We start from the raw sequence: 24,654 nt of genomic DNA, 5'->3' as shown, positions 1-24,654 counted from the left end.
TCTCATTTACTTTCATCATGTTCCTTTTTCATTTCCTCCATTTTGTGCATCTCTTCATATTCCCCTTCAGTCATTTCCATTACATAGCTGCCAATGTACCCGCAGTTCTTGCAGTAGTACTTTCCAGAAACCCCGCCTGTGTCAAGCTCCACGTCCGTGGAGTTGCACACCGGACAAACGAGAATTCTCAAACTCATAATAACAGGTTAGCGCAGGTGGTATTTATATTCCTCGGAATCCATACTGCTGGTTTAGAGCATTCTGCTGCCAGAGTTCATTCTTCATTCAATCTCGATTTCAGTATTTCTGCTATTTTTCTCTCGATTTCCTCAGGTTCGGTTACGACCAGTATGCCATCTATCATTTTAAGCTTTTCAACGTGGTCCACGTCCTCTTTTCTGATTCTCAGTCTGAGTTTTTTGCCATCTGGAAGGTCTGTGATGACCTCTCCTTCCTCGTAATCGGAGGGCATTACTATGACGGGTACATACGCCTTTAGAGCCATGAGGGCAGAATTGCACAGCAGAGTGTCGGCAATACCCATCGATATCTTTGCAATTGTGTTTGCGGTTGCGGGAGCTATCACCAGACAGGAATACTTCCCCGTTTGAATCGAACCTGCGAGAAATGGAGAATTGGCGTTTACTTCCACCCTGTAACCGTCAAAAGAGTTTTTAACATCGTCCACCATTTTATACCATTTTAAAACCTGCTCACCTGCCTTGGAGGCAAATACCTTTATTTCGACGGGGTGGTTCCTTTTTATATTCTTCATAACGTCAAATGTCTCTTTGATTCTATCCCCTGCTCCCGTGATTCCCCAGGCAATTCTGAGCTTTTTATCCATAAAAATAATTACATTTCAGGCACTTTTAACCTTTCCGGTTCTGTATTCGGCAATAAATTTTGCGAATTTTTTAATTGTTTTTTTCAGGCTTCGGAAACCCTCTTCATCCTCCATGACTCCCTCAAGCGTATCTTTGCTCCAGAACGTTGCCCCCAGATTTGCCCCGTAAGCACCTCCCCCAGCGGGAATAACTCCGTTCAGAATAAAGAATGCGTGGATCTGAAGAAGGGCAATCTCCTGCCCCCCCATTCTGTCGCCACCGACCGCAATGCCCATGCCCACCTTTCCTCTGAGGATGTTTGGGTCCTTTGCCAGAATAGCCCTCGTCCTGTCCATGATCGCCTTGAGCTGTGCTGAGACGCCGCTGTTATATGTGGGGGTGGCGAGAATGAGGCCGTCTGCTTTTTCAATCAGCTCGTAAAGTTCGGAAACATCGTCGCTGAACACGCACTTTTTGTGCTTGAGACAGTAATCGCAGTGAGTGCAGAAATTTATTTTCTTGCCTCTCACGGTGAAAAATTCCGTTTCGTATCCCATTTCTTCGAGCATTTCCAAGGCTCTTTCAAGAACGAAATGCGTTGCTTTCTTCCTGGGACTTCCACATATTCCCAGTATCATTACCTTACCTTTCCCTGCTTCTTAGTTAAATCTTTGGATTAACTTTGATATCCGAGCTGGATGAGCATCTGCCTGAAATCTGAAATGAATTCCTTTATCATTTCCTCATTTACGTGTGGCATTATGACCATCCTGATGGCTTCAGGTTCCCGGATGGTTGATATCACCCATCTTCTCCTGTATAGTTCATCCTTCAGCCTGCCGGCATCACGTGCGTGGAATGAAACCACGTTCATCACAGGCTCCACCACAGGCTCAAACCCAAGGGTTTTCATCTCCTCCACGAGCGCTCTGGTGTTTCTGAGACACTCCCTCACGATCCTTTTCATCCCATCGTATCCAAGATGCTTTAGCACCGCATAGGTTGAGGCGACACCTGTTCCGGGTCGCGTTCCGGTTAGGGTGTACTGAAACCTCGTTGTCAGGTAGGGTGTTTCAACTTCGAGGGCTTTGAGGAAGTTCTCGTCTCTGAAAAGTATCCCTCCCGCGGGGATCGTGGCCATGCCCATTTTGTGGGGATCGACGGTTATCGAGCTCACAGCCCTTACTTCGAAATCAAACGGGATTCTCTCGTCAAGAAATGGTAGAACAAGTCCACCAAAAGCTGCATCGATGTGCAGAAAAACGTCCTGTTCTTCTGCAATTCTTCCCAGCTCTTTGATATCGTCCACCTGTCCAAGCTCTGTTGTTCCGGCTATGCCCACGAGCGCCACGGTGTTATCGTTCACAAGTTTTTCAACTTCCGATACATCCACGCAATAGTTTTCGTCCAGCTTTGCTCTTCTTATCTCTACTCCGAGGATGTCGCCTATTTTTTCGAATGAAAAGTGGGCAGATTTTGGAATGACTATGTTTGGTTTCTCCACTTTTTTCAGGTTTCTTGCAGCCCTGATTCCCTGAATATTTGCTTCAGTCCCTCCGGATGATATGTACCCGGCAGCATTTTCGTTGCCCAGCAGTCTGCCCAGCATTGAGATGACCTTTTTTTCAAGCTCCATGGTTCCGACGAAAATGCCCGGGTCTCCAAGGTTTGTTTCAATAAATAAACTGTGAGCTTCAGCCGCAACAGGATGCGGGACAGTGCACATTGAGCTGAGAACTCTCGAGTAGGGGATATCTCTGCCTCTGACAGCTTTGAGTTCTTCAATCACATCCATGTCTGGCGTTTGGGAACAACTATTTAAATAACTAATCCATTTCTGATGTGAACGTCGCAATTCTCGTCGGGGGGAAGGGGAGGAGGCTTGGCGGTGCTGAAAAGTCTCAGATAAGAATTTGTGGAAAAAAGATTATTGAAAGGCTCACAGAGGAATTTGCCGAATTTGAAACAGTTATTGTCTGCAGAGATGAAGGCCAAAAGCGGCTTTTTGAAGGCCACTGCTGTGTTGTGGATTCCGTGAGGAATTTTGGCCCCCTTGCAGGGATACATTCAGCTTTAAAACACTTCAGGCGCAGGACAGTAGTTGTTGCCTGCGATATGCCCTTTGTTAAGGCAAAAGTTTTGGAAAAGCTGTATGCTGAGGCTGAAAAATGTGATGCAGATGTGCTGCTGCCGGTCTGGAATGATGGAAGACTTGAGCCTTTGCTGGCTGTATACTCTCCGAATATTATTCACGAAATCGAGAGAAGCTTCGAAAAAAACGAGAGAAAGATACTTGCTCCCGTATTCCGGAGCAATAACGTTGCTCTTTATGATATTGAATGTTTACGAAAAATTGATAAAAATCTGATATCTTTCTTTAATGTAAATACCCGTGAAGACGTGGAGCGAGCTGAAAAACTATGCTTGTCGACAGATTTGGAAGAAAGATCACGAATCTGAGGATTTCTGTAACTTCGAGGTGCAACCTGAACTGTTTTTACTGTCACAGGGAAGGTTATCATAGTGGAGATGAGCTTTCTCCAGACGAGATAGCCGAAATTGCCGAAGCTTTCAAAGAACTGGGTATCAGGAAGGTCAAGATCACAGGGGGAGAACCCCTTGTGAGGAAGGATATCGTAGAGGTCGTAGAAAAGCTTCCAAAATTTGATGAAATCTCGATGACAACCAACGGACAGCTTTTGAGCAGGTATGTCGATGATTTGAAACGTGCTGGACTGGACAGAGTTAACGTGAGTCTTGACACCCTTGATGCGAAAAAATACCGGGCAATGACGAGAGGCGGGAAGATTGAAAGGGTCATTGAGGGGATAGAAGAAGCAATTAAAGCCGGTTTGACTCCCGTAAAGCTCAACATGGTCCTAATTGCTGGACTGAATCTTGATGAAATTGATGGAATGATCGAATTCGCCAGAAGGTTCAGAGGAAAACTTATTCTGCAATTTATAGAACTTGTCAATCTTAACTATAATGGGGAGGGGTATTTTGACGTGTTCCGGCTTAAAGAGCGATTTGAAAGAAGTGCGAGGGAAATCAGGGTCAGGGGCATGCAGAAAAGAAGGCAGTACATATTCGATGACTTTGCCGTTGAACTTGTAAAGCCTGTTGATAATTCGGAGTTCTGCCATTCCTGCAACAGAATAAGGGTTACAGCTGATGGAAAAATAAAACCATGTCTTATGAGAAACGACAATCTTGTTGACGTTCGTGGCTTAAGCGGAGAAAGATTATTAAACGTTATAAGAGATGCGATACTGTTGAGAGAGCCTTATTACAGGGGTGATTGATTTGGTCGAGATAAAAATAGATGGAAAGGAGATTCCTGTAAACCGCTACGTGAAGGATGTCTTTCTGAAGGTCATCGTTGCCCTCGTGTCAACCCTGAAGGGTGTGCCGGAGAAATGGTCTGAGATTGAAATAAAAATAAGCAGAGAAGATGAGGAGTGACATAGACAGGATACCGGAATATGTTCCCGGAAAGAGCATCGAAGAGATAAAGAAAAAATACGGGTTGAAGAGAATCATCAAGCTTGCATCCAACGAGAATCCTTACGGCTTTTCCCCACTGGTGGCGGAGATTCTGAAGAATCCATATCGCCTCAACGTCTATCCCCCTTCCGATCCTGAGGAACTCAGGGAGAGAATTTCTGAATACATCGGATATGAGCCAGAAATGATTGCACTCTCAGCCGGAATGGACGGAGTCCTTGAATCGGTTTTCAAGATGCTCATTGATCCTGGAGATGGTGTTTGCTATGCTCCTCCAACCTTTCCGTATTACTCCATTCTCGCCAGAATTTACAGAGCGGATGAGATCAGGCTGAAAAGGGATGCGAATTACAGAATGGCAGAATATGTGAAAGGAGCGAAACTTACAATCATCTGTACGCCAAACAATCCCACAGGCAACTCTGAAGATTTTGACTTTGTCCGGGAGGTGATAGAGTCTGTAAGAGGATACGTGTTTATTGATGAGGCCTATGCTGAGTTTGCGGAAAGGGATATGCTGAAACTTGCAGAATATGAGAACGTGATCATAGGTAGAACGTTTTCAAAGGCGTTTGGGCTGGCGAACCTCAGAGTTGGCTACGGGATTATGCACCCGTCGTTGAGAAAGGCATTCATGAAGGTCAATCCACCTTTCTCTCTTTCATCCATTGCAATATCTGCCGCACTTGCGGCACTGGAGGACACCGAGTGGATGAAGGAAACGGTGAGAAAAATCATTTATGGCAGAGGATGGCTTTATTCCGAGCTTAAAAAAATCGCAAGGCCTGTGAAATCTGATGCCAACTTCATCTTTTTCGAGACTGATATTTCCTCCCGTGATCTTGCAGAGAGGCTTGAAAGGAGGGGCGTGATTGTAAGATCTCTAAGGAATTTCGATGGCGCTGGCGAAAATGCGGTCAGGGTGAGTGTTGGGACCGAGGAGCAGAACAGAATCTTCGTTGATGCGCTGAGGGAAGTACTATGTTCGCAATAACCGGCACTCCTGGAGTTGGAAAAACCACGGTTTCGGAGATACTCAGGAAAAAAGGTTACAGAGTCATTCATCTGAATGAGGTGGCTGAATATTATGGCTGCATATCCAGAGAAGGAGATGAACTCGTGGTCGACCTCGACTGTCTTGCCGAGAGATTCGATCCGGACGAATGGGAATGCGATTTTGTGGAGGGACATCTCAGCCACCATGTTGCTGACAGATGTGCTGTCCTGAGGTGTCACCCGGCCGAGCTTTTAGAAAGGATGAAGAGCAAGAACTGGGATGAGGACAAGATTCTGGAGAACCTTGAAGCGGAAATAGTGGACTACATCCTTGTTGAATCTCTCGAAATGTGTGCGGAAGTGCACGAAATTGATACAACAGGAAAGACTCCTCACGAAGTTGCCGGAATTGTAGAAAGCATATATCTAAGGCAGGCTGCATCTCCCCCCGGTAACGTGGACTGGATATCCGAAATCGGAGGGGAAATTGACGGATTTATCAGGAAGAGGCTTTAGCTTACTGACATCCCTAAATTCAGTTTTGATTATTTCTCCAGAACTTGAACTATTCAGCATCTGGCAGTATCCCTGCAGAAATCTCTTTTCTTAACATCCTTAATTATTTTTCACTTGGGTTTCAGCCAAAAGCTTTATATTTCCACCCTGTACTTAGCGGAATTACACGTGCGGGGGCTTTCCGAGGTTGAAGGCCCCTGAGATCAAGGGCAAGGTTTATATAACCAAGCATCAGCAGAAAAATCCCCGCAAGGGGGGTTGAGATGCACGATAAAGCTTATAAATCATAAAGTCTCAATAACATATTACCAAAACCGCGGGACCGGCAAGGGCCCCGAAAGGGCGTAATGCCTGTAATGAGGGGCGGTGTTCCCACCCGCGGTATAGCTAAGGAGGACGTGTCCGGTGAGACACGTCTGAGATGGGCCTGTCAGCAAGGCAGATCCGGTGGGAGAAGGGACGTATTCACCCTTTTCCCCGCCAATTCTGGTTGATCCTGCCAGAGGCCGCTGCTATCCGGCTGAGGCTAAGACATGCGAGTCAGGGGGCTTGTATCCCTTCGGGGATGCAGGCACCGGCGGACGGCTCAGTAACACGTGGACAACCTGCCCTCGGGAGGGGGATAACCCCGGGAAACTGGGGCTAAACCCCCATAGGTGATAGGTGCTGGAATGCCCTATCACCGAAAGTGCCTTCGGGCAGCCCGAGGATGGGTCTGCGGCGGATTAGGTAGTTGGCGGGGTAACGGCCCGCCAAGCCGAAGATCCGTACGGGCCATGAGAGTGGGAGCCCGGAGATGGACCCTGAGACACGGGTCCAGGCCCTACGGGGCGCAGCAGTCGCGAAACCTCCGCAATGCGGGAAACCGCGACGGGGTTAGCCGGAGTGCCGATGCCTCGCATCGGCTGTCGGGGAGCCTAAAAAGCTCCCCACAGCAAGGGCCGGGCAAGGCCGGTGGCAGCCGCCGCGGTAATACCGGCGGCCCGAGTGGCGGCCACTATTATTGGGCCTAAAGCGTCCGTAGCCGGACTGGTAAGTCCTCCGGGAAATCTGGCGGCTTAACCGTCAGAATGCCGGGGGATACTGCCAGTCTAGGGACCGGGAGAGGCCGGGGGTATTCCCGGGGTAGGGGTGAAATCCTGTAATCCCGGGAGGACCACCTGTGGCGAAGGCGCCCGGCTGGAACGGCTCCGACGGTGAGGGACGAAGGCCTGGGGAGCGAACCGGATTAGATACCCGGGTAGTCCAGGCTGTAAACGATGCGGGCTAGGTGTCGGGTAAGCCACGAGCTTATCCGGTGCCGGAGGGAAGCCGTTAAGCCCGCCGCCTGGGAAGTACGGCCGCAAGGCTGAAACTTAAAGGAATTGGCGGGGGAGCACTACAACGGGTGGAGCCTGCGGTTTAATTGGATTCAACGCCGGGAAGCTTACCGGGGGAGACAGCTGGATGAAGGTCGGGCTGAAGACCCTACCAGACTAGCTGAGAGGTGGTGCATGGCCGCCGTCAGTTCGTACTGTGAAGCATCCTGTTAAGTCAGGCAACGAGCGAGACCCGCGCCCTCAGTTGCCAGCGGATCCCTTCGGGGATGCCGGGCACACTGGGGGGACTGCCGGCGCTAAGCCGGAGGAAGGTGCGGGCAACGGCAGGTCCGTATGCCCCGAATCCCCCGGGCTACACGCGGGCTACAATGGCCGGGACAATGGGTACCGACCCCGAAAGGGGTAGGTAATCCCCTAAACCCGGTCTAACCTGGGATCGAGGGCTGCAACTCGCCCTCGTGAACCTGGAATCCGTAGTAATCGCGCCTCAAAATGGCGCGGTGAATACGTCCCTGCTCCTTGCACACACCGCCCGTCAAGCCACCCGAGTGGGTCAGGGGTGAGGGGGTGCTCTTTGGGCACTCTCGAACCCAGGGTCCGCGAGGGGGGCTAAGTCGTAACAAGGTAGCCGTAGGGGAATCTGCGGCTGGATCACCTCCTAACGTAGCGGGCCTTTCTCCCACCGGAGCCTAAATGCTGACAGGTCCATGGGCTCGTAGCTCAGCTGGGAGAGCGCCGCCTTTGCGAGGCGGAGGCCTCGGGTTCAAATCCCGACGAGTCCATTAATTCTTGTATTTCAGGTGCACCCGGCGATGGAAAAGTCGCCGGGGAAGGGCTTAGCCCCATGGGGGCGGTGAGGCCGTGTACAGGTCTGTTCCCAGGTACTTACTGGGACCGGTGAGGCTCTTCCGGCAAATATCCCGGTCAGTGGATGGCTGGGCTCGGGCGCCGACGAAGGGCGTGCCAAGCTGCGAAAAGCCCGGGGGAGGCGCAGGGAGCCGTAGAACCCGGGATCCCCGAATGGGATATCCTGTCCCTTCGGGGACGCTCCCGTCAGGGAGCGGGAACGCGGGGAAAGGAAGCATCTGAGTACCCGCAGGAAAAGAAAGCAAACGCGATGCCGTTAGTAGGGGCGACCGAAAGCGGCACAGCCCAAACCGAACACCCTTCCGTAAGGGAGGGTGAATGTGGTGTAGTAGGGCCCTGCCTAATGCCTGGGGGTGAAGCCGAAGTCCGCTGGAACGCGGCGCCGTAGAGGGTGATAGCCCCGTAGGCGTAAGCTCTCAGGTTACAAGGTGGGGTTCCCTGAGTACCGCGGGTTGGAATTCTCGCGGGAAGCAGGGGGTCATCAACCCCCAAGGCTAAATACGTCCCGAGTCCGATAGCGCAATAGTAGGGTGACCGAAAGCTGAAAAGAACCCCGAAAAGGGGAGTGAAAAGAGCCTGAAACTGGCCGGGGATAGTGAGCGGTGGCTCGAAAGGGTAAGCCCGGTGAAGGAAAGCGCCGCGAGGCGTAAGTACGAACCGGGACACCGGAGTTGCCGCGTACGTGTTGAAGAACGGGCCAGGGAGTGTACGGCAGAGGCGAGGCTAAGGGCTTGAAGCCCGGAGCCGAAGGGAAACCGACAGCCCGCAGCTTCTGCGAGGGGCGGGGTGTGCTCGCCTGTAGTCTCTGCCGTACGACCCGAAGCCGGGCGATCTAGGCGGGGGCAGGGTGAAGCGGCTCGAAAGAGCCGTGGAGGCCCGCAGGGGTGTTGATGTTCAAATCGCTCCTCTGACCCCCGTCTAGGGGTGAAAGTCCAATCGAGCCCGGGGATAGCTGGTTCCCCCCGAAACATACCGCAGTATGACCCGTCCGGAGGCTGGTAGTGGGGTAGAGCACTGATTGGGGGAGTCGGGGGGTGACACCCTCGCCCCCCTGTCAAACTCCGAATCCACTACCGCCGTAGATGGGCGGAGTCCGGGCATGGGGTTAAGCTCCATGTCCGCGAGGGAGACAACCCAGACCGGGGTTAAGGCCCCCAAGTGCCGGCTAAGTGTAAACGATAAAGGAGGTCCCGGGTCGAAGACAGCGGGGAGGTAGGCTTAGAAGCAGCCACCCTCTAAGGAGTGCGTAACAGCTCACCCGCCGAGACTCGGGGCACCGAAAATGGACGGGGCTCAAGCCGGCCGCCGATACCCCGGGGCACCGAAAGGTGATCCGGTAGGGGGGCGTACCGATGGCGTAGAAGCCTGAGGCGTAAGCTCGGGTGGAGCCGTCGGTAACGAGAATCCTGGCGGTAGTAGCAGCGTAGCCGGGTGAGAATCCCGGCCGCCGGAAGGGCAAGGGTTCCACGGCAATGTTCGTCAGCCGTGGGTTAGTCGGTCCTAAGGTGGTCCGTAACTCGGAGCCGCCGAAAAGGGAAGCGGGTTAACATTCCCGCACCCCCCGTCCGACCGCTCTGCGGTTGCCGTAAGGCCCCGACGCCTCGGGATAGGCCGAGCGGGAGTTGCCAGCCCGTCCAAGCGTCGAAGCCCCCGGAGTTCCGTAATGGAGAGAAGGGGGTGAAGGCGTGATGGCGTAAGTCGGCTGACTCCTGGGGCCCGTGAAAAGGGGGACGGGAGGACCGTACCGAGAACCGACACAGGTGCCCTGGCTGAGCAAGCCAAGGCGTGACGGAACATTCCGGCCGAGGGAATTCGGCAAATTAGCCCTGTATGTTCGCTAGAAGGGGTGCCTGCGGTTTAGGAGACCGCAGGTCGCAGTGCCTAGGGGGGGGCGACTGTTTACTAAAAACACAGGGGGCTGCAACCCCGAAAGGGTTAGTACAGCCCCTGAGTCCTGCCCAGTGCGGGTACCTGAAACCCGGGTTCAACCGGGCGAAGGGCCCGTAAACGGCGGGGGTAACTATGACCCTCTTAAGGTAGCGTAATACCTTGCCGCTTAATTGGCGGCTTGCATGAACGGATTAACGACCCCCCCACTGTCCCCGGCCGGAAGCCGGCGAACCCGACATCCCAGTGCAGAGTCTGGGGACCCCCGTTGGGAAGCGAAGACCCTGTGGAGCTTTACTGCAGCCTGCCGTTGCCTCACAGCTGGGGATGCGCAGGGTAGGCGGGAGGCTTCGAAGTCCCCTCTCCGGGGGGGATGGAGCCGTCGATGAGACACCGCCCATCCTTAGCTGTGGGGCTAACCCGCAATGCGGGGACATCGGTAGGTGGGCAGTTTGGGTGGGGCGCCACTCCCCCGAAAAGGTATCGGGGGAGCCCAAAGGTCGGCTCAGGCGGGTCAGAACTCCGCCGTAGAGTGCAAGGGCAAAAGCCGGCCTGACGTGACTCCGCACAATAAGGAGTCACGAGCCGAAAGGCGGGCCTAGCGAACCACCCTGGCCTTTTGATGAGGCCGGGTGACGACAGAAAAGCTACCCCAGGGATAACAGAGTTGTCCCCGGCGAGAGTACATATCGACCCGGGGGCTTGCTACCTCGATGTCGGCTCTCCCCATCCTGGCCGTGCAGCAGCGGCCAAGGGTGAGGTTGTTCGCCTATTAAAGGGGATCGTGAGCTGGGTTTAGACCGTCGTGAGACAGGTCGGTTGCTATCTAACGGGGGTGTCTGGGCGGCTGAGGGGAAGGAGGCTCTAGTACGAGAGGAACGAGCCTCCGGCGCCTCTGGTCGACCGGTTGTCCGGCAGGGCACTGCCGGGCAGCTACGCGCCATGCGGTTAAAGGCTGAAAGCATCTAAGCCTGAAACCGCCCCCGAAAAGAGCCGCCCTTAAGGGCGCGGGTAAAAGACCCGTTTGATAGGGCCGGGGTGTAAGCGGCGAGCCTTCGGGCGAGCCGTTCAGCCCGCGGTCACTAAAGCCCGTGCCGGGTTGCCTTGCCGGTCTCAGGTATATGCTGGGAACAGACCTGTACACGGTCTGAGAAATTCTTTTATTGACTTCATCGCATGTTCTTTTTTGTGGAACTATCTAAGCTTAGAAGGCTGATTCAGCTTTCCCGTTTCGACGTATGTCATGAAAGGTGTGTGTTTGATCCTTTTAGAGCGATCTATCGTTCGGCAGGACTGAACCTTTTCAAGACGCTGATAAGCTCTTCATGTTCGTACGATTGTCGTTACTGCAATAATGCCTGGAATAGGGGTTACAGAGCCACACCTGGAGAAATAACCAGGGCTTTTGAACTTCTAATGGAAAAGAGGCTTGTGAATGGCGCTTTTATCTCAAACTCTATAAAAGACCCTGAAAGGTCGATGGATGAAATCATCGAAAGCGCGGAGATAATAAGAAGAAATTTTGACGGCTATCTTCACCTCAAAATCATACCGGGTTGCAGCAGAGATCAGATAAAACAGGCGGTAATGCTTGCCGACAGGATCAGTGTTAATCTGGAAAGCCCATCATACTCGCTTCTAACCGAGCTGTGTTCCACAAAGTCAAGGTCCGATTTTTCAAGAACTCTCAGAATTGCTCTAAAAATGGCGAGGAGAGCTGGTAGGAGTTTTACCACGCAGATGATTGCGGGACTCGGAGAAAAAGACGTGCAGATTCTTAAGGTGGCGGAGAAGCTTTACGGGAAGGGAGTTAAGAGGGTGTACTATTCCCGCTTTACACCACTCAAAGGGACGCCCCTTGAGGACATGAGGGGTGAGAGAAGGGTCAGGGTCGTGAAGCTTTACAGGGCTGATGCGCTCATCAGACTGTATGGCTTTGATGTTAAAGAGCTGGAAGAAGTCATGGTTGACGGTAATCTCACGAATGAGGATCCAAAAATACTTCTTGCACTCAGAAAGCTTGAGAAAGGGGAAAAGCTGAGACCCTTGGAGGTTCCGGGTTTAGGATTAAAAACCTCCAGGCTTGTAGAAGAGGGGCGCAGTTTGCTTGAACTGAAGAAGCTGGGCTTCAGCATCAGGCGCGCGGTAGCATTCGACCCATCTCAGAGGAAGCTTCAGGACTTTGGAATCAAAACTGGTTAAGCTTTATATCTCATGCGAATTTCTGAGATGATGTGAAGGTTTTCACGCTGGATGTTGGTACGGGGACTCAGGACTTCTTGCTGTATATTGAGGGAGAGAATGTTCGAAACTGTCCCAAGGCTGTAATGCCTTCCCCAACGATAATTGTGGCGGAAAGGGTACGCAAACTGGCTGCTGAAGGAGAGGATATATTGCTCACGGGCTACACGATGGGAGGAGGTCCGAGTTCAAGGGCAGTCAGGGATGCGCTGGAGAGAGTTAGCGTTTATGCTTTTGAGAAGCCTGCTCTCACGATAAACGATAACCTTCAGAGGGTTGAGGAGCTTGGAATTCGTATTGTGGATGAGAAGGTTGAGAACGCCCGTGAAGTGTTTATGACTGATGTTGACATGGCTGCATATTCGTCAATGCTGGAGTCATTTGGCATTGGCATGCCCGATAAATTTGTTGTTGCTGTGCAGGATCACGGCTTTTCTCCTACTGAGAGCAACAGAAAATTCAGGTTCAGGGTGTTCGAGAAGGTATTGAACAATTCCCCATACTTGGAGAGTTTCCTTTATCCTGCCGATGAAGTCCCTGAGCATTACAACAGGATGAAGTCAGCCGTTACCGCAATATTGGACTTTCTTGGTGGAGAATCTGAGGTGTATGTCATCGATACTGTGTTTGCGGCGATAGGGGGGGCAATGCTTGATGCTGTGGAATTCCCGGCACTGGTGATGAATTTTGGCAATGGACACACGGTTTTTGCGGTGGTTGACAGAGATGGCAGAATCTACTCCCTCATGGAGCATCACACGTCCATTGTGAGGAATATGGATGTTGAAGAGCTTGCCGGGAAATTTATTCGTGGAGAGCTGGATAACGAGACCGTGTATGAACAGGGAGGGCATGGGGCGTGGATTGATGCAGTAGTGGATGTGAAGGATTTCGTAAAAACAGGCCCCAATGCCCACATCGCAGATTTCAGAGAGGCAAATCCTGCAGGAGATGTCATGGTCGTTGGAAACCTCGGCATGGTCAATCTGCTGAAGAACCATGAATTCCTGGCAGGAATTTGAGGAAATCGTCAGGAACATACTCGAGGAACACGGGTTCGAGACGAGGTTCAGGTATGTTTTTAGAGATGAATCTGGCAGAGCGGAGATTGATGTTGTTGCAGAGCGATTTGATCTTGTTCTCGGGATAGATGCGAAGAGATATACTGAAAAGTGGTACAGGCTTTCTGCAATTAAAAGGGAAGCCGAAAAACATGCGATTAGATGCAAAAGGCTTGAAAGAATTCTTGGAAGGAGGGTGGTTCCCGTGGTTGTTCCTCTCATTGACGATCTGGTCTATTTTCACCATTCTGTAATCGTTCCATTTGAGAAGCTCAACGATTTTTTGATCAACGTGCATGCATATCTGGGGGAATTTGGACTTGATGATTGATTTGGGCTCTGGTATATCTTTTCTTTCTGCTCATGTCCCCGGCAGGTCTGCAGGCATGAATCCTGGCTCAAGGCTCTTTTTTGAGGAAAAACGTTATATATTTTCCAGTTAAAGAAGAAAACATGGTAATCGGAGTTACAATGGTCAGCGTCTCGCCCGGCAAGGAAAAACCGGTCTATTCTGAACTCAAAGCAATGAAAAATGTCAGGGATGTTTATCACGTGTTTGGAGAGTTCGATTTCGTTGTGATTATCGAGGCATCAAGCCTTTCAGAGCTGAACAAAACCGTCGATACCATAAGGGAGATAGAGGGTGTTATAAAAACGAGCACGGTAATAGGCGCAGAAATATGATATGAGCTCGGAACATAAGGAAATAAGCATTGCAGAATTCTTTGAGAAGAATAAACACATTCTCGGTTACTCCAATCCATCCAAAGCCCTGATAACGTGTGTGAGGGAAGCGGTGGACAACAGTCTCGATGCCTGTGAAGAGGCAGGAATTCTCCCCGACATTCTTGTTAAGATTACGAAAGTCTCGGAAAACACGTTCAGGATAGTTGTTGAGGACAATGGTCCTGGAATCGACAGAGAACACGTTCCGAGGGTTTTTGGGAAACTTCTCTACGGTTCGAGATTTCATGCAATCAAGCAGAGCAGAGGACAGCAGGGAATTGGAATCTCTTCGGCTGTGCTGTACGCCCAGATTACTACTGGAAAACCTGCTGTTGTAACGTCCAAGGTAGAGGGTGGAAAGGCGTACAGATTTGAAATTATGATTGACACGAAAAAGAACGAACCCGAAATTCTGAGAGAAGAGGACGTTGAGTGGTACAGCCCGCACGGAACGAGAATTGAGCTCGAAGTCAGGGGCAGTTACGTGAGGGAGAGGAAGCAGAGCGTTCTGGAATACCTCAAGGAAACGTCCGTCGTGAACCCCCATGCCAAGATAACCTTCATCTCTCCAGATGGTGAGGTTTTCGAATTTGATAGGGTCAGCGATGTGCCACCTGAGCCACCAAAGGAAATCAAACCCCACCCTCACGGCATTGAGATTGGTACGCTGATGGCAATGCTGAAAACCACAAAGGCAAGGGACCTCAAAAACTTCCTGAAAAGCGAGTTTGTCAGGGTTGGCGACAAGATAAGCGAAGAAATTCTCCAGAAAGCGGGCCTGAGTCCAGATCTTACGCCATCTCAGCTCACGAGAGAAGATGCCGAAAGGCTGGTGAATGCTTTCAGGGAGACTGATCTCCTTCCGCCCCCCATAGACTGCCTCTCTCCGATCGGAAGCCAGCTCATAATGAAAAGTCTCATGCAGGAGTACTCTCCCGAATTTGTGTATGCCGTAACGAGAAAGCCGAAGGTTCATTCCGGCCATCCTTTCCTCGTTGAGGCAGGAATAGCTTATGGAGGCAGTCTGAAGGAGGACAAAGTGTCTGTGCTGAGATTTGCAAACAAGATCCCCCTGCTTTACCAGCAAAGCGGATGTGCCTTAACCCAGGCGATTGTGAGTGTGAACTGGAAGAATTACGGCCTTCAGCAGTCTAAAAGCGAGCTTCCGGTAGCTCCCATGGTGATTCTTGTTCACGTCGCTTCGACAAACGTTCCTTATGTGTCTGAATCGAAGGAAGCTGTTGCCACTGTGCCTGAGATTATAGACGAGGCAAAGCTTGCCCTTCAGGAGTGCGGAAGGAAGCTGAAGGAATACCTGGACAGAAAAGTTTCGATACAGAAAAAGAAGAAGAAAGAAGAGGAGCTGATGAGAATTCTGCCTTTGCTTGCAGAAAAGATAAGCGAGGTTGTGGAAAAAGAGATGGTGGATCCCGAAAAGGTCATTGCCAGGATTATGGGCAAGGTGTACGTTTCAAGGGCTGTGAACGGAAATAAAGCTGTGGTTGAGATATCCAATTTTTCAAATTCCAGAAAAAGGTTGAGGATTTATGAGATGTGTGACGGAGGGATAAATGGTAACAGAACTGCAAAGTGGGACGTTGAAATAAATCCCGGGGAGACTGAAAGAATAGAGTATGAATTCAGTGGGAGACACGTGAACAGCAGGCCCCTGGTTGAGGGGATTGAGAAGGAACTTGTAGCCGGTGCAGAGGTTGTGAACTATGAATATGGAGAAGAAAGCACTTGAGTCTCTGCTCTCCATAGCTGAGTCTATATACAACCAGCTCAAGAATGGAGAAATTCCTGAGATAAAGATCTCCACGAGGACGAAGTACAACATAGAATTCAATGAAGAGAGTGAGGTGTGGGTTTACGGAGACCGAACCTCTACAAGGACTGCTAAAACACTCAAAGGAGCATACATGATGCTGAGGATGGCTTATGTTATGGGTTTCATCAAGGATCAGCTGAGAATCAACAAGTCCTCCACACTCAGAGAGCTTTACTACATTTCAGAGAACTGGGGCCTGGCGAAGTTTGACGACCAGTCTGACAGCGACAGACTGATTGAAGACCTCGAAATTCTAACGGCTTTTCAGAGAGAGCATTTCCACATAAGGCCTGAAGAGGATGGTGCAACAGTCATAGGCCCGGTGAGAATCAGGGAAGAGACGAGGAGGGGTGTGAGAGAAATTCACTGTCAGGAGGACGTTGGTGAGGGAGGATACCAGATTCCTGTTAATGTGGATAAGCTTGAATTCGTTGATCACGATGCAAAATTCGTCATAGCCATAGAAACAGGTGGTATGAGAGACAGGCTTGTTGAGAATGGCTTTGACGAGAAATTTGATGCAATAATAGTCCACCTCAAGGGACAGCCAGCAAGAAGCACCAGAAGACTGCTTAAAAGGCTTAACACCGAACTAAATCTTCCGGTCGTGGTTTTTACAGATGGTGATCCCTGGAGTTACAGGATTTACGCCAGTGTTGCCTACGGGAGCATAAAATCTGCACATCTGAGTGAGTATCTCGCCACCCCTTCGGCAATGTTCGTGGGGATAAGGCCAACCGATATCGTGAAGTACAAGCTTCCATCTGACAAGCTAACCGAGCAGGACATAAAGGCACTGAACGCCATACTGACTGATCCGAGGTTTGATACTGACTTCTGGAAAACTGAGGTCAAGCTTCAGCTCGATCTTAAAAAGAAATCAGAACAGCAGGCTCTCGCAAAATACGGTCTCGATTACGTGACGGATGTGTATCTGCCGGAAAGACTCACAGAGCTTGGGGTTCTGAAGGCATAATCTTGGAAAGAAATTTTTTAATTCCGGCCTTTCATTTACTGTTGTGGAGAGAGTAATTGTTACGGAAAGATGTGTCGGATGTGCCTTCTGCATGCTTTCGTGCAGGTTTGATGCGATAGATGTTCTGGGGAAGGCGGAGATAGATCACGAGAAATGCACCCTCTGCAGAAGATGCATACATTACTGTCCGCTTTCGGCACTGGTGGTTGAATGAGAGTCGGGATAATCGGTGCAGGGCTTGGGGGGTTGCTAACTGGAGCAATTCTGGCTTCGAAGGGAGAAGAAGTCGAAATTTTCGAAAAACTTCCGTTTCCCGGTGGAAGGTTCACCTCCATCCTATACAGGGGTTATGAGGTAAGCACGGGAGCGCTGCACATGATACCTCACGGGAGCAGGGGGCCACTGGCCAGACTTCTCAGGAAGGCAGGTGCAGATGTTGAAATTGTGAATTCAAATCCTGAAGCTGAAATTCTGTGGGATGGGGAGTTTGAGAAGGTTACAAGGAAAAGCTTCCCTTTTTCAGACGGGTTAAAGCTGAATCTTGAAACATTGCTTCTGAAGCTCGGAAGAGACAGAAAGCTGGACGAATTCTCAAAATCGTTATCAGAAAAAGCATCAAAAACTCTTGAAGCGTTCCTCGGCTGGAGTCTGAGTGTTTTTCCTGACCAGATGCGATTCAGCGAGCTCATGCCGATAGTGGAGCAGACGATGAAATACAGGGGTCCGGGGGTACCGGTGGGCGGATGCAGGGCTGTGATTGATGAGCTTGTGGAAATCATCGAATCCAACGGTGGAAAAATCAACCTTAGATGTGAAATCAGTGCTATCAGGCCGGAAGGGTCGGTTAAGATTTACGGGAAGGATGAGAGGGAGTTTGACGTTCTGATCTCCAACATCGGCCACAGGCTCACCATGAAGCTTGCCGGAAAGGAAATCAGCACCCCGCCTGAAAGCAGAGGTGTTAAATACACCATCGCCCTGAAGGAACCCTTCATAGGGCACAGTGGTGTTTTGCTCACTCCGGGAAGGAAGATCTCTGGCATGAATGAGGTAACCAATGCTGACGATAATCTTGGAGAAAAGCACATGCTTCAGGCACATCAGCCCCTGAGGGATGGCAGAATTGAGGAGATTGCTGAAGGATTGAGGGACCTCAGGGAAATTCTTAAAGGATACGAGTATGAGATCATTGCCGTCCAGAGCTATCGTGGAGACTGGCCCGTGAACAGGGTTATGGCGGGGAAGGACACGGGATGCAGAACGCCATTTGAGAACGTGTATGTCGTCGGTGACGGTGCGAAGGGCAAGGACATCGAGGTGGATGGAATAGCTCTCGGCGTTGAAAACTTGCTGGAGGAACTGTATGATTGAGCTTAAAAATGTTGAAAAAAGCTTTGGCAGGGTAAAGGTTCTTAAAGGGGTGAGTTTCTCGGTATCGGAGAACGAAAGGGTTGCTTTGCTCGGTCCCAACGGAAGCGGGAAGACCACAACCGTCAGAATAATAACTGGCCAGATCAGGCCTACAAGGGGTAGCGTGGTTGTTTGCGGAAGTGAGAGGATTGATGAGTCTGTCAAGTCGAGAATGGGTGTTGTCAGCCACAACACATTCCTTTACGATGATCTGACCGCTTATGAGAATCTTCGGTTTTTTGCCGGAATCTATGGTGTTGATGATGGCAGGATTAGAGAGCTTCTCGAACAGTTCGGTTTGTGGAGGAGGAGACACGACCTCGTCCGGAACTACTCGCGGGGTATGAAGCAGAGGCTCTCGATTGCAAGGGCACTGCTCAACGAGCCGGATATTTTAATACTGGATGAACCAACAACCGGACTTGATGTTGAGGGCAGGGAAAGGCTTTTTGAGGCAGTGAGAGACTACAAAAGCACTTTACTCTTCACCACCCATAATCTCGGCGAGGCTGAAGAACTCTGCGAGAGGGTTGTAATGCTGAGAGATGGCGAAATCGTCTATGATGGGGAAATCGAGGACGTTGAGGAGACTTACCGGAGAGTGATGCTATGAAATTTCTGAAAGTGGCATTTAAGGATCTGAAAATCGAGTTCAGAACGAAAAACACGATCAATTTCATGTTTCTCTTTGCGCTGCTTTCGATCATGCTTTTCAGCGCTACGATGGAAAATCCCGATCCTGCAATTCTCTGGCTCGTCTTCATATTTGCCGGAATGCTCGGCTACTCAAGAGCTTTTCTGAAGGAGGTTGAAACAGGAACACTTGAGGCGCTGAAGATCTCACCCCTGCCACCAACCTCGATACTCTTCGGCAAAATTGTTTTCAATGGTGTGTTGATGCTCATGATTCAGGCACTTCTGATACCCATATTCATTGCCGTTTTCGGCATTTATCCTGAAAATCTCTTTCTTGCTGTCGTGTCTATAACGCTCGGAAATCTTGCATTTGTGGTCATCAGCAGCTCACTATCCCTTCTCGTAATAAAATCCAGGGCGAGAGAACTTCTTCTGCCAGTTTTGCTGTTTCCCGTTCTCTTTCCAGTTGTACTGTCTACCGTGCAGGCATTTACCATGGCAGTAAACGGTAACGTTGAGGGAATTTCTGCCCCTCTCTCAGTAATTATTGCATTCACGATGGCGATGATCGGTGTGGGGTATTTAACCGTTGATTACGCCCTCGTTGAGTAAATCCTGCACGGTCTTTCTTACGGCCTCTTCGCTGCCGTATTCTGGTGTCCATCCAAGACTCTTCAGTCTCTCTATGGCAAGAAGCATTACCGGCACATCTCCTTTCCAGCCCCTTTCTCCCCCGGTGAATCTGAAAACAGGATTCAGTCCCATCTCCTCACACACGATTTCCGCTATCCTCCTGACCTTTATCTGGTCCTCACTGCCTATGTTGAATATGTTGACAGTCTCGTCCGCATTTCTAACGGCGTGGAACATTGCTGAAATGCAGTCGTCAATGTAGATGTATGATTTATTCTGTTCGCCGTTTCCCAGGATCTCGAGTTCTTTGGGATTTCTCTTCAGCTTCATTATGAAATCGTAGATCACGCCGTGCCTGCTCCTCCTGCCGATCACGTTTGCAAATCTGAAGACCCAGGACTTCATGTCGAATGTATGGCAGTAGGATGCTATCATTGCCTCTCCGGCCAGCTTCGATGCACCGTAAACGGAAATGGGAACTGTTGGGTAGTCTTCTGGAGTTGGTATTTTCTCCGCCTCTCCGTAAACGGTTGAGGTGGAGGTGAATATGATTCTGTCCACGCCTCTCTTTCTCATGGCCTCAAGCAGGTTGTAGGTTGCAAGGATGTTGTTTTCGTAAATCTCTTCTGGCCTCTGACTTGAAACCCTGACGTCAGGATTGGCGGCAATATGCCACACCTCTTCAACATCCTTTAACGCCATTTCGGCCACATGGTAATTCCTGAGATCGCCTTTGATGAATTCGGCATCTCTGTTAAGAAAACTTTCATCTCCGGATGAGAGATTGTCAATAACCCTCACGTCATGACCTTCAGAAATGAGCCTGTCAACAACATGGCTGCCAATGAAGCCCGCCCCACCGGTTACGAGAATCATGTTCAAACTTCAGGAAAGGTATATATACTATTTTTGATAAATTTACGGTCTGCTGGGAATTAGAAAATCCAAAAAAAACGAAAAATAATGACAGATGAGGTGATACGGGTGCTTCCGAACCAGATGGTCAAGTCTATGGTTGGCAGAATGATTAGGGTTGAAATGAAGGGCGAGGAGAACAATCTCGTTGGAAAGCTTGAGAGTGTGGATGACTACATGAACCTCCACCTCTCAAATGCGATGGAGTATAGGGGAAATGAGAAAGTTAGAATGCTTGGAGATATTGTACTCAGGGGCAACAATGTTATCCTCATACAGCCTTTTGAGGAGTGAAAATGGAAATCAGGGACCAGATTTTGAAGCTCGTTGAGGAAAAAGGGGCTGTTTTGCAGAAAGATTTGTGGAAAGAGCTCAACATAGACAGCAGCAAATGCTCAAGAATTCTCAGAAAGCTTGAGAAGGAAGGGCTGATCAGAAGAGTGGAAATCGTTGTGGACGGCGTTAAGACCTTCAAGATTGTTCCTGCTGATGCAGAGGAGGAAGAGGAGGATGAGCTGAACCTCATGGAAATAATGCAGAAATACGAGGACATCACCGGGCTGCCACCGTGCTTTGGCTGCAGGGTCTTTGACTGCGATCCAAGAGAGTGCCTCAAGATCGAAATCTGGTTCTTGAGAAAGGCGACGATCGGTTGAAAAATTCTTTTATATTCTTTTGTTCAGGTACTTCTCCGGGGGAGAGGCGGAGGGCAGCTTCCCGCTGTGCGGGAGGAAAGTCCCCCCACCGTTTGAAGGCGGGACGCCGCAAGGCGTCGTGCCGAGAGGCACGGCAACGGAACAGAAACGACACTCCTGCAGGGTTATGCGAGGAAGCCGGGAGGCCGAGGTCACCTGCGGGAGTTGAAACGGCCGTCCCCGCCGGTGCAAGGCGTGTGCCGCTGAGACGGATGCTGCCTGAAACAGAAGGGGGCTTACTACCGCCACTCCCCCGCTTTTTCTTCACCGTATGCCAGTGCCTTTGCGTAGTATGAATCAATAATACTCATATTAACGTATTCGAGGCCAAATTTGGCGATCAGACCTCTGTGAGTTTTTGGGTAGATCTTTTTTAATGCGAGCAGAGCCTTCGCAGCGAAGTACATTGCATAATACGCCCTGCTTATCGCATCTGAGTAGTAACCCCCGTTCAGGAGATATTCTGCTGCTCTGAGTTTCTCCTCGGCTTTTTTATCAATTCATTGACTTCATCCAGCAATTACCATGCCATCCTTCATAACGTTCCTGACAAAACCCGTGTTCTTAAGCAGTTCAAATTCTTTCTCGGTTAAAACCCTCACGGATATGTACTCGCCATGTTCGAGTAGGACTTCGACGGCCATACCGATAATTTCCTGTTCAGTTTCTCTGTCTTTCACCACTATGAGGACGTCTATGTCGCTGTCTTCCTTAGCCTCTCCCCGGGCATAGGAGCCAAATACGACTACCTTGACGATTATGTCTCTGAACTTTTCAATCCTTCTCATGAAAGAATCAAGAGCCTTTTCTTTGTTCACGCTGAAAATTATGGCTCCATGTTTTGTAAACTGTTTTATCGAGACATTGCTCTGTTAGCCCAAAGGCGGAAATTTTTATATTTTTGCGCTTGAGATAAATTCATGGAATCCCTGAAATCAGGATTTATTGTACTTCTGGAAAGCTTTGAATTCTCCTCAGATGTAGAGGAAAGAATAAGACTGCTCAGAGCAGCGGTTGGGAAGCTGGAGAACATCTTCTACGGAACTGAGAAGGAGGATGTCTACAGGGATGTTCTCAGGAGGCTAAAGCTCAGGTTGAAGGAGCTCAGAGCACAGATGGGGTCTTTCAACCTCGACTTCGAGGAGTGGAGGGTGATGATGGATACCCTCGACGAGATGAGGGATGAGGTTGAGAGAATTGCTGTTAAGGAGGGTGTGCTTGAGCTGCAGTAAACCGAACATGTGTTCGACAGGTTTTTAATCTCTTTTTTCAAGCACATATCATGAGGCCCGCCCTTGTCGTTGTGGACATGCAGAAGGACTTCTGCTATCCTGACGGAAAGCTATTCGGTGGAGAGCACCTCTCAGGCATCTTCGAGCCAACTGCTAAAGCCGTCAGAGAGGCGAGAAAGAAGATGCCGGTGATTTTCACCCAGGACTGGCACAGAAAGGACGATCCGGAATTCGATATATGGCCCGAGCACTGTCTTGCTGCAAGTGATGGGGCAGAGATAATAGATGAGCTTGAGGTGAGGGAAGAGGACTACATCGTCAGGAAGCGCAGGTATTCCGCTTTCTTCGGCACCGACCTTGATCTGACCCTCAGGGAGCTTGGCATTGAAAAGCTTTACATCACCGGGGTCCTGACGAACATCTGCGTCCTGCACACCGCGGGAGATGCCGTGCTTAGAGGCTACAAGGTTGCCGTAATAAGGGACTGCACCGCAGCACTGAATGACTACGATTATGAGTACGCTTTAAAGCACATGGAAAACGTTTTCAATGCGAGAATCATAACCTTGAGCGACTTCTTGCGAGGGTTGTGATGGCTGCGAAAGCTGCAGAGATGACGATCGAGTAGAACATGCTGACCTTCGCATAGTACAGCACGAGAAGCGCAAGGGCAAAGCTCATTATCGCTGTTCCCGCAATTGACGAGCGCTGGAGACTCGATGTCAGTGCTTTTTTCTCCCTTTCATCCATGCCCGATGTTTTTGTTCAGAGACATATAAACCTGTTCTTTTTTGCTCCGTTTACTGTTCACCTGCCGATCTCTTGCCTTTTTGGTACTCAAGCTGTGCCTTTTCTCGAATCTCGCGTTACAGAGTAGAAAACAGACACATGGCAGGATCGTTTGCCGGGTTAAATGGTGTTTAAAGGATGGGCAGCCTCAGCCTCTCCCCTCTCATCACGTCTCAGATCGCCCATCATTCATCATTGGCCTTCTGTTTCTACGCGGTTCAGGATTAATACCTTTTTGGAAGTGGCATGATGGGGGTATTTTTACCGATGGCTGCTTTTTGCTAAATTTTCTTTAGAAATTTCTGAAATTTTCTGAAGAAATATTAAATTCTGTCAGATTTGATTAAATATATTTAAATACTTCGGCGTCAGATTCCTGCCCGGTGATGTGGATGGACAGTGGAGATACTGCCTGGTTGCTGGTCTCAACGGCGATGGTTATGCTGATGGTACCGGGAGTCGGGCTTTTCTATGCAGGAATGGTGAGGAGGAAGAACGCGGTTTCTATGCTCTCCCTTTCGTTCATAGCTCTTGCAGCGGTGAGCGTTCAGTGGGTGCTGCTTGGATACACCCTGTCCTTCGGCAACGACGTCGCAGGATTCATCGGTGACCTGAGTGCAGCCGGCCTCAGAGGCGTTTCCGGGGATGCGGGCAGCATACCTTCGCTGCTCTTCGTTGCATTTCAGCTGACCTTTGCTGCGGTAACTCTCGCCATACTGTCGAGTGGTGTGGCTGAAAGGATAAAGCTCAGCTCGTTCATGGTTTTTGGAGTGCTGTGGACGACCCTCGTCTACGATCCACTCGCCCACTGGGTGTGGGGTGGAGGGTGGCTCGCAGAGCTTGGAGCTTTAGACTTCGCCGGAGGAACCGTGGTGCACATAAGCTCCGGATTCTCGGCGTTAGCTCTCGCCTTCGTGATTGGCAGGAGGCTCGGCTATGAGGAGCACAGCATGACCCCCCACAGCATACCGATGACAATGCTCGGAACTGCACTGCTCTGGTTCGGCTGGTTCGGATTCAATGCCGGAAGTGCTTTATCTGCTGGAGAAAGTGCAGCGAACGCATTGCTTGTAACGAACACCGCTGCAGCAGCAGGAGCGATCGCATGGCTCGTTGCGAGCTGGCTTCACGACAAGCCAAGTGGCCTCGGAATGGTGAGCGGTGCTATAGCCGGTCTTGTCGCTATAACTCCCGCTGCGGGGTATGTGGATTCCCTATCAGCAATTGCCATTGGTGCAGCGGCAGGAGTTCTCTGCTATGGAGCGATGCTCTTCAGGGTGAGTAGAAGGTGGGATGAGAGCCTTGATGCGTGGGCGGTACACGGAATCGGCGGGCTGTGGGGCGCTCTGGCAACGGGGATCTTTGCCATGGAAAGCGTTGGAGGGTACAGCGGACTGCTTTACGGCAACGTTGAGCAGTTTGCTGCACAGGTGGTGGCATCCCTTGCAGCGATAGCCTACGCCTTCGGAGTGACGCTCGTACTTGCAAAGGCTGTAGATGCGGTGATGGGACTCAGGGTTACGGAAGAGGAGGAGTACGTCGGGCTTGACGTATCCCAGCACGGGGAGAGGGCATACGCGTGAGGTGGTA

General features: G+C 50.4%; 28 protein-coding genes, 1 tRNA gene, 2 rRNA genes and 1 other RNA gene. 24 read left to right on the top strand and 8 right to left on the bottom strand.

Going from position 1 to position 24,654, the window contains the following annotated elements:
* Positions 1-2: 2 nt before the first annotated feature.
* The 4 genes from GACE_RS08265 to mfnA all read right to left on the bottom strand — a co-directional run bounded on the left by GACE_RS08265 (position 3) and on the right by mfnA (position 2,622).
* Positions 3-197, bottom strand: a complete 195-nt coding sequence (locus tag GACE_RS08265) for a hypothetical protein (protein WP_048092633.1) — start codon at positions 195-197, stop codon at positions 3-5.
* Between the two features lie 77 nt (positions 198-274).
* Entirely contained in the window at positions 275-847 is a 573-nt protein-coding gene (gene afpA, locus GACE_RS08260) for an archaeoflavoprotein AfpA (RefSeq protein ID WP_048092631.1), read from the bottom strand.
* 15 nt (positions 848-862) lie between these two features.
* The gene (locus GACE_RS08255; RefSeq protein WP_048092630.1) at positions 863-1,465 is read right to left on the bottom strand and encodes a flavodoxin family protein; all 603 of its coding nucleotides are present in this window, start codon (positions 1,463-1,465) and stop codon (positions 863-865) included.
* 38 nt (positions 1,466-1,503) lie between these two features.
* Positions 1,504-2,622 carry a tyrosine decarboxylase MfnA gene (gene mfnA, locus GACE_RS08250; protein WP_048092628.1) on the bottom strand — a complete coding sequence of 373 codons (1,119 nt, stop codon included), beginning with the start codon at positions 2,620-2,622 and terminating at the stop codon, positions 1,504-1,506.
* Between the two features lie 47 nt (positions 2,623-2,669).
* On the opposite strand from mfnA, the gene mobA reads away from it, so the two are divergent.
* The 18 genes from mobA to GACE_RS08165 all read left to right on the top strand — a co-directional run bounded on the left by mobA (position 2,670) and on the right by GACE_RS08165 (position 19,412).
* The gene (gene mobA, locus GACE_RS08245; protein ID WP_048092626.1) at positions 2,670-3,287 is read left to right on the top strand and encodes a molybdenum cofactor guanylyltransferase; all 618 of its coding nucleotides are present in this window, start codon (positions 2,670-2,672) and stop codon (positions 3,285-3,287) included.
* Entirely contained in the window at positions 3,248-4,132 is an 885-nt protein-coding gene (gene moaA, locus GACE_RS08240) for a GTP 3',8-cyclase MoaA (RefSeq protein WP_048092624.1), read from the top strand. Before mobA ends, moaA begins: the two co-directional genes overlap by 40 nt.
* Position 4,133: 1 nt before the next feature.
* Positions 4,134-4,292 carry a hypothetical protein gene (locus GACE_RS11725; RefSeq protein WP_158413827.1) on the top strand — a complete coding sequence of 53 codons (159 nt, stop codon included), beginning with the start codon at positions 4,134-4,136 and terminating at the stop codon, positions 4,290-4,292.
* The gene (hisC, locus tag GACE_RS08235) at positions 4,282-5,328 is read left to right on the top strand and encodes a histidinol-phosphate transaminase (protein ID WP_048092623.1); all 1,047 of its coding nucleotides are present in this window, start codon (positions 4,282-4,284) and stop codon (positions 5,326-5,328) included. The genes GACE_RS11725 and hisC overlap by 11 nt, the downstream gene beginning before the upstream one ends.
* Positions 5,316-5,846, top strand: a complete 531-nt coding sequence (locus GACE_RS08230; protein ID WP_048092621.1) for an adenylate kinase family protein — start codon at positions 5,316-5,318, stop codon at positions 5,844-5,846. The genes hisC and GACE_RS08230 overlap by 13 nt, the downstream gene beginning before the upstream one ends.
* A 483-nt stretch (positions 5,847-6,329) precedes the next feature.
* Positions 6,330-7,825, top strand: a 16S ribosomal RNA gene (locus tag GACE_RS08225).
* Positions 7,826-7,874: 49 nt separating this feature from the next.
* Positions 7,875-7,947, top strand: a tRNA-Ala gene (locus GACE_RS08220).
* 121 nt (positions 7,948-8,068) lie between these two features.
* A 23S ribosomal RNA gene (locus GACE_RS08215) occupies positions 8,069-11,022 on the top strand.
* The 16S and 23S rRNA genes sit together here with 1 tRNA gene alongside, the layout of an rRNA operon.
* An 85-nt stretch (positions 11,023-11,107) precedes the next feature.
* Entirely contained in the window at positions 11,108-12,121 is a 1,014-nt protein-coding gene (locus GACE_RS08210) for a radical SAM protein (protein ID WP_048093807.1), read from the top strand.
* Between the two features lie 32 nt (positions 12,122-12,153).
* Complete coding sequence (locus tag GACE_RS08205; RefSeq protein ID WP_048092620.1) at positions 12,154-13,182, top strand: DUF1786 domain-containing protein; 1,029 nt, start codon at positions 12,154-12,156, stop codon at positions 13,180-13,182.
* Entirely contained in the window at positions 13,160-13,552 is a 393-nt protein-coding gene (locus GACE_RS08200; RefSeq protein WP_048092618.1) for a restriction endonuclease, read from the top strand. The genes GACE_RS08205 and GACE_RS08200 overlap by 23 nt, the downstream gene beginning before the upstream one ends.
* A gap of 122 nt (positions 13,553-13,674) precedes the next feature.
* Entirely contained in the window at positions 13,675-13,905 is a 231-nt protein-coding gene (locus GACE_RS08195; protein ID WP_048092616.1) for an Lrp/AsnC ligand binding domain-containing protein, read from the top strand.
* A 1-nt stretch (position 13,906) separates the two neighbouring features.
* A complete protein-coding gene (locus GACE_RS08190) occupies positions 13,907-15,694 on the top strand; it encodes a DNA topoisomerase VI subunit B (RefSeq protein WP_048092615.1) in 1,788 nt (595 codons plus the stop codon).
* The gene (locus GACE_RS08185) at positions 15,669-16,754 is read left to right on the top strand and encodes a DNA topoisomerase IV subunit A (RefSeq protein ID WP_048092614.1); all 1,086 of its coding nucleotides are present in this window, start codon (positions 15,669-15,671) and stop codon (positions 16,752-16,754) included. The genes GACE_RS08190 and GACE_RS08185 overlap by 26 nt, the downstream gene beginning before the upstream one ends.
* A 43-nt stretch (positions 16,755-16,797) precedes the next feature.
* A complete protein-coding gene (locus GACE_RS08180; RefSeq protein WP_048092613.1) occupies positions 16,798-16,968 on the top strand; it encodes a 4Fe-4S binding protein in 171 nt (56 codons plus the stop codon).
* Positions 16,965-18,125 (top strand): NAD(P)-binding protein, encoded by a 1,161-nt coding sequence (locus GACE_RS08175; RefSeq protein ID WP_048092611.1) that lies wholly within the window; start codon positions 16,965-16,967, stop codon positions 18,123-18,125. Before GACE_RS08180 ends, GACE_RS08175 begins: the two co-directional genes overlap by 4 nt.
* On the top strand, positions 18,118-18,777 hold the full coding sequence (locus tag GACE_RS08170; RefSeq protein ID WP_048092609.1) for an ABC transporter ATP-binding protein: 660 nt from the start codon (positions 18,118-18,120) through the stop codon (positions 18,775-18,777). The genes GACE_RS08175 and GACE_RS08170 overlap by 8 nt, the downstream gene beginning before the upstream one ends.
* Positions 18,774-19,412 carry a heme exporter protein CcmB gene (locus tag GACE_RS08165; RefSeq protein ID WP_048092607.1) on the top strand — a complete coding sequence of 213 codons (639 nt, stop codon included), beginning with the start codon at positions 18,774-18,776 and terminating at the stop codon, positions 19,410-19,412. Before GACE_RS08170 ends, GACE_RS08165 begins: the two co-directional genes overlap by 4 nt.
* Here GACE_RS08165 and GACE_RS08160 read toward each other — a convergent pair.
* Entirely contained in the window at positions 19,383-20,309 is a 927-nt protein-coding gene (locus GACE_RS08160) for an NAD-dependent epimerase/dehydratase family protein (RefSeq protein WP_048092606.1), read from the bottom strand. The genes GACE_RS08165 and GACE_RS08160 overlap by 30 nt on opposite strands.
* A 108-nt stretch (positions 20,310-20,417) precedes the next feature.
* Here GACE_RS08160 and GACE_RS08155 point away from each other — a divergent pair, with 108 nt between their 5' ends.
* From GACE_RS08155 to rnpB, 3 genes are all read left to right on the top strand, one after another.
* Entirely contained in the window at positions 20,418-20,642 is a 225-nt protein-coding gene (locus tag GACE_RS08155; protein ID WP_048093805.1) for an LSM domain-containing protein, read from the top strand.
* A 2-nt stretch (positions 20,643-20,644) separates the two neighbouring features.
* Complete coding sequence (locus GACE_RS08150) at positions 20,645-21,004, top strand: MarR family transcriptional regulator (RefSeq protein WP_048092604.1); 360 nt, start codon at positions 20,645-20,647, stop codon at positions 21,002-21,004.
* A 41-nt stretch (positions 21,005-21,045) separates the two neighbouring features.
* Positions 21,046-21,294, top strand: an RNA gene (rnpB, locus tag GACE_RS11320) — RNase P RNA component.
* Here rnpB and GACE_RS11435 read toward each other — a convergent pair.
* Positions 21,283-21,543 (bottom strand): HEPN domain-containing protein, encoded by a 261-nt coding sequence (locus GACE_RS11435; RefSeq protein WP_084063704.1) that lies wholly within the window; start codon positions 21,541-21,543, stop codon positions 21,283-21,285. The genes rnpB and GACE_RS11435 overlap by 12 nt on opposite strands.
* A gap of 9 nt (positions 21,544-21,552) precedes the next feature.
* Positions 21,553-21,861: a nucleotidyltransferase domain-containing protein gene (locus GACE_RS08140; protein ID WP_052400259.1), complete on the bottom strand. Its 309-nt coding sequence runs from the start codon at positions 21,859-21,861 to the stop codon at positions 21,553-21,555.
* Between the two features lie 102 nt (positions 21,862-21,963).
* Between GACE_RS08140 and GACE_RS08135 the strand changes: the two genes are divergently transcribed.
* Positions 21,964-22,275 carry a hypothetical protein gene (locus GACE_RS08135; RefSeq protein WP_048092602.1) on the top strand — a complete coding sequence of 104 codons (312 nt, stop codon included), beginning with the start codon at positions 21,964-21,966 and terminating at the stop codon, positions 22,273-22,275.
* A 50-nt stretch (positions 22,276-22,325) separates the two neighbouring features.
* Positions 22,326-22,868 carry a cysteine hydrolase family protein gene (locus GACE_RS08130; RefSeq protein WP_048092600.1) on the top strand — a complete coding sequence of 181 codons (543 nt, stop codon included), beginning with the start codon at positions 22,326-22,328 and terminating at the stop codon, positions 22,866-22,868.
* Here GACE_RS08130 and GACE_RS08125 read toward each other — a convergent pair.
* Complete coding sequence (locus GACE_RS08125; RefSeq protein ID WP_048092599.1) at positions 22,834-23,025, bottom strand: hypothetical protein; 192 nt, start codon at positions 23,023-23,025, stop codon at positions 22,834-22,836. The genes GACE_RS08130 and GACE_RS08125 overlap by 35 nt on opposite strands.
* Before the next feature lie 425 nt (positions 23,026-23,450).
* Between GACE_RS08125 and GACE_RS08120 the strand changes: the two genes are divergently transcribed.
* On the top strand, positions 23,451-24,647 hold the full coding sequence (locus tag GACE_RS08120; RefSeq protein ID WP_048092597.1) for an ammonium transporter: 1,197 nt from the start codon (positions 23,451-23,453) through the stop codon (positions 24,645-24,647).
* Positions 24,648-24,654: the final 7 nt, after the last annotated feature.

The sequence above is a fragment of the Geoglobus acetivorans genome, assembly GCF_000789255.1.
GTDB classification, from domain to species: Archaea; Halobacteriota; Archaeoglobi; order Archaeoglobales; family Archaeoglobaceae; genus Geoglobus; species Geoglobus acetivorans_B.
This window is presented reverse-complemented; position numbering and strand designations above follow the sequence as displayed.

Coding starts and splice junctions, on each gene's coding strand:
- GACE_RS08265 (WP_048092633.1), bottom strand. CDS start 197: ATGAGTTTGAGAATTCTCGTTTGTCCGGTGTGCAACTCCACGGACGTG.
- afpA (WP_048092631.1), bottom strand. CDS start 847: ATGGATAAAAAGCTCAGAATTGCCTGGGGAATCACGGGAGCAGGGGAT.
- GACE_RS08255 (WP_048092630.1), bottom strand. CDS start 1,465: ATGATACTGGGAATATGTGGAAGTCCCAGGAAGAAAGCAACGCATTTC.
- mfnA (WP_048092628.1), bottom strand. CDS start 2,622: ATGGATGTGATTGAAGAACTCAAAGCTGTCAGAGGCAGAGATATCCCC.
- moaA (WP_048092624.1), top strand. CDS start 3,248: ATGCTTGTCGACAGATTTGGAAGAAAGATCACGAATCTGAGGATTTCT.
- hisC (WP_048092623.1), top strand. CDS start 4,282: ATGAGGAGTGACATAGACAGGATACCGGAATATGTTCCCGGAAAGAGC.
- GACE_RS08230 (WP_048092621.1), top strand. CDS start 5,316: ATGTTCGCAATAACCGGCACTCCTGGAGTTGGAAAAACCACGGTTTCG.
- GACE_RS08200 (WP_048092618.1), top strand. CDS start 13,160: ATGAATTCCTGGCAGGAATTTGAGGAAATCGTCAGGAACATACTCGAG.
- GACE_RS08195 (WP_048092616.1), top strand. CDS start 13,675: ATGGTAATCGGAGTTACAATGGTCAGCGTCTCGCCCGGCAAGGAAAAA.
- GACE_RS08190 (WP_048092615.1), top strand. CDS start 13,907: ATGAGCTCGGAACATAAGGAAATAAGCATTGCAGAATTCTTTGAGAAG.
- GACE_RS08185 (WP_048092614.1), top strand. CDS start 15,669: ATGAATATGGAGAAGAAAGCACTTGAGTCTCTGCTCTCCATAGCTGAG.
- GACE_RS08175 (WP_048092611.1), top strand. CDS start 16,965: ATGAGAGTCGGGATAATCGGTGCAGGGCTTGGGGGGTTGCTAACTGGA.
- GACE_RS08170 (WP_048092609.1), top strand. CDS start 18,118: ATGATTGAGCTTAAAAATGTTGAAAAAAGCTTTGGCAGGGTAAAGGTT.
- GACE_RS08165 (WP_048092607.1), top strand. CDS start 18,774: ATGAAATTTCTGAAAGTGGCATTTAAGGATCTGAAAATCGAGTTCAGA.
- GACE_RS08160 (WP_048092606.1), bottom strand. CDS start 20,309: ATGATTCTCGTAACCGGTGGGGCGGGCTTCATTGGCAGCCATGTTGTT.
- GACE_RS08150 (WP_048092604.1), top strand. CDS start 20,645: ATGGAAATCAGGGACCAGATTTTGAAGCTCGTTGAGGAAAAAGGGGCT.
- GACE_RS08135 (WP_048092602.1), top strand. CDS start 21,964: ATGGAATCCCTGAAATCAGGATTTATTGTACTTCTGGAAAGCTTTGAA.
- GACE_RS08130 (WP_048092600.1), top strand. CDS start 22,326: ATGAGGCCCGCCCTTGTCGTTGTGGACATGCAGAAGGACTTCTGCTAT.
- GACE_RS08125 (WP_048092599.1), bottom strand. CDS start 23,025: ATGGATGAAAGGGAGAAAAAAGCACTGACATCGAGTCTCCAGCGCTCG.
- GACE_RS08120 (WP_048092597.1), top strand. CDS start 23,451: ATGTGGATGGACAGTGGAGATACTGCCTGGTTGCTGGTCTCAACGGCG.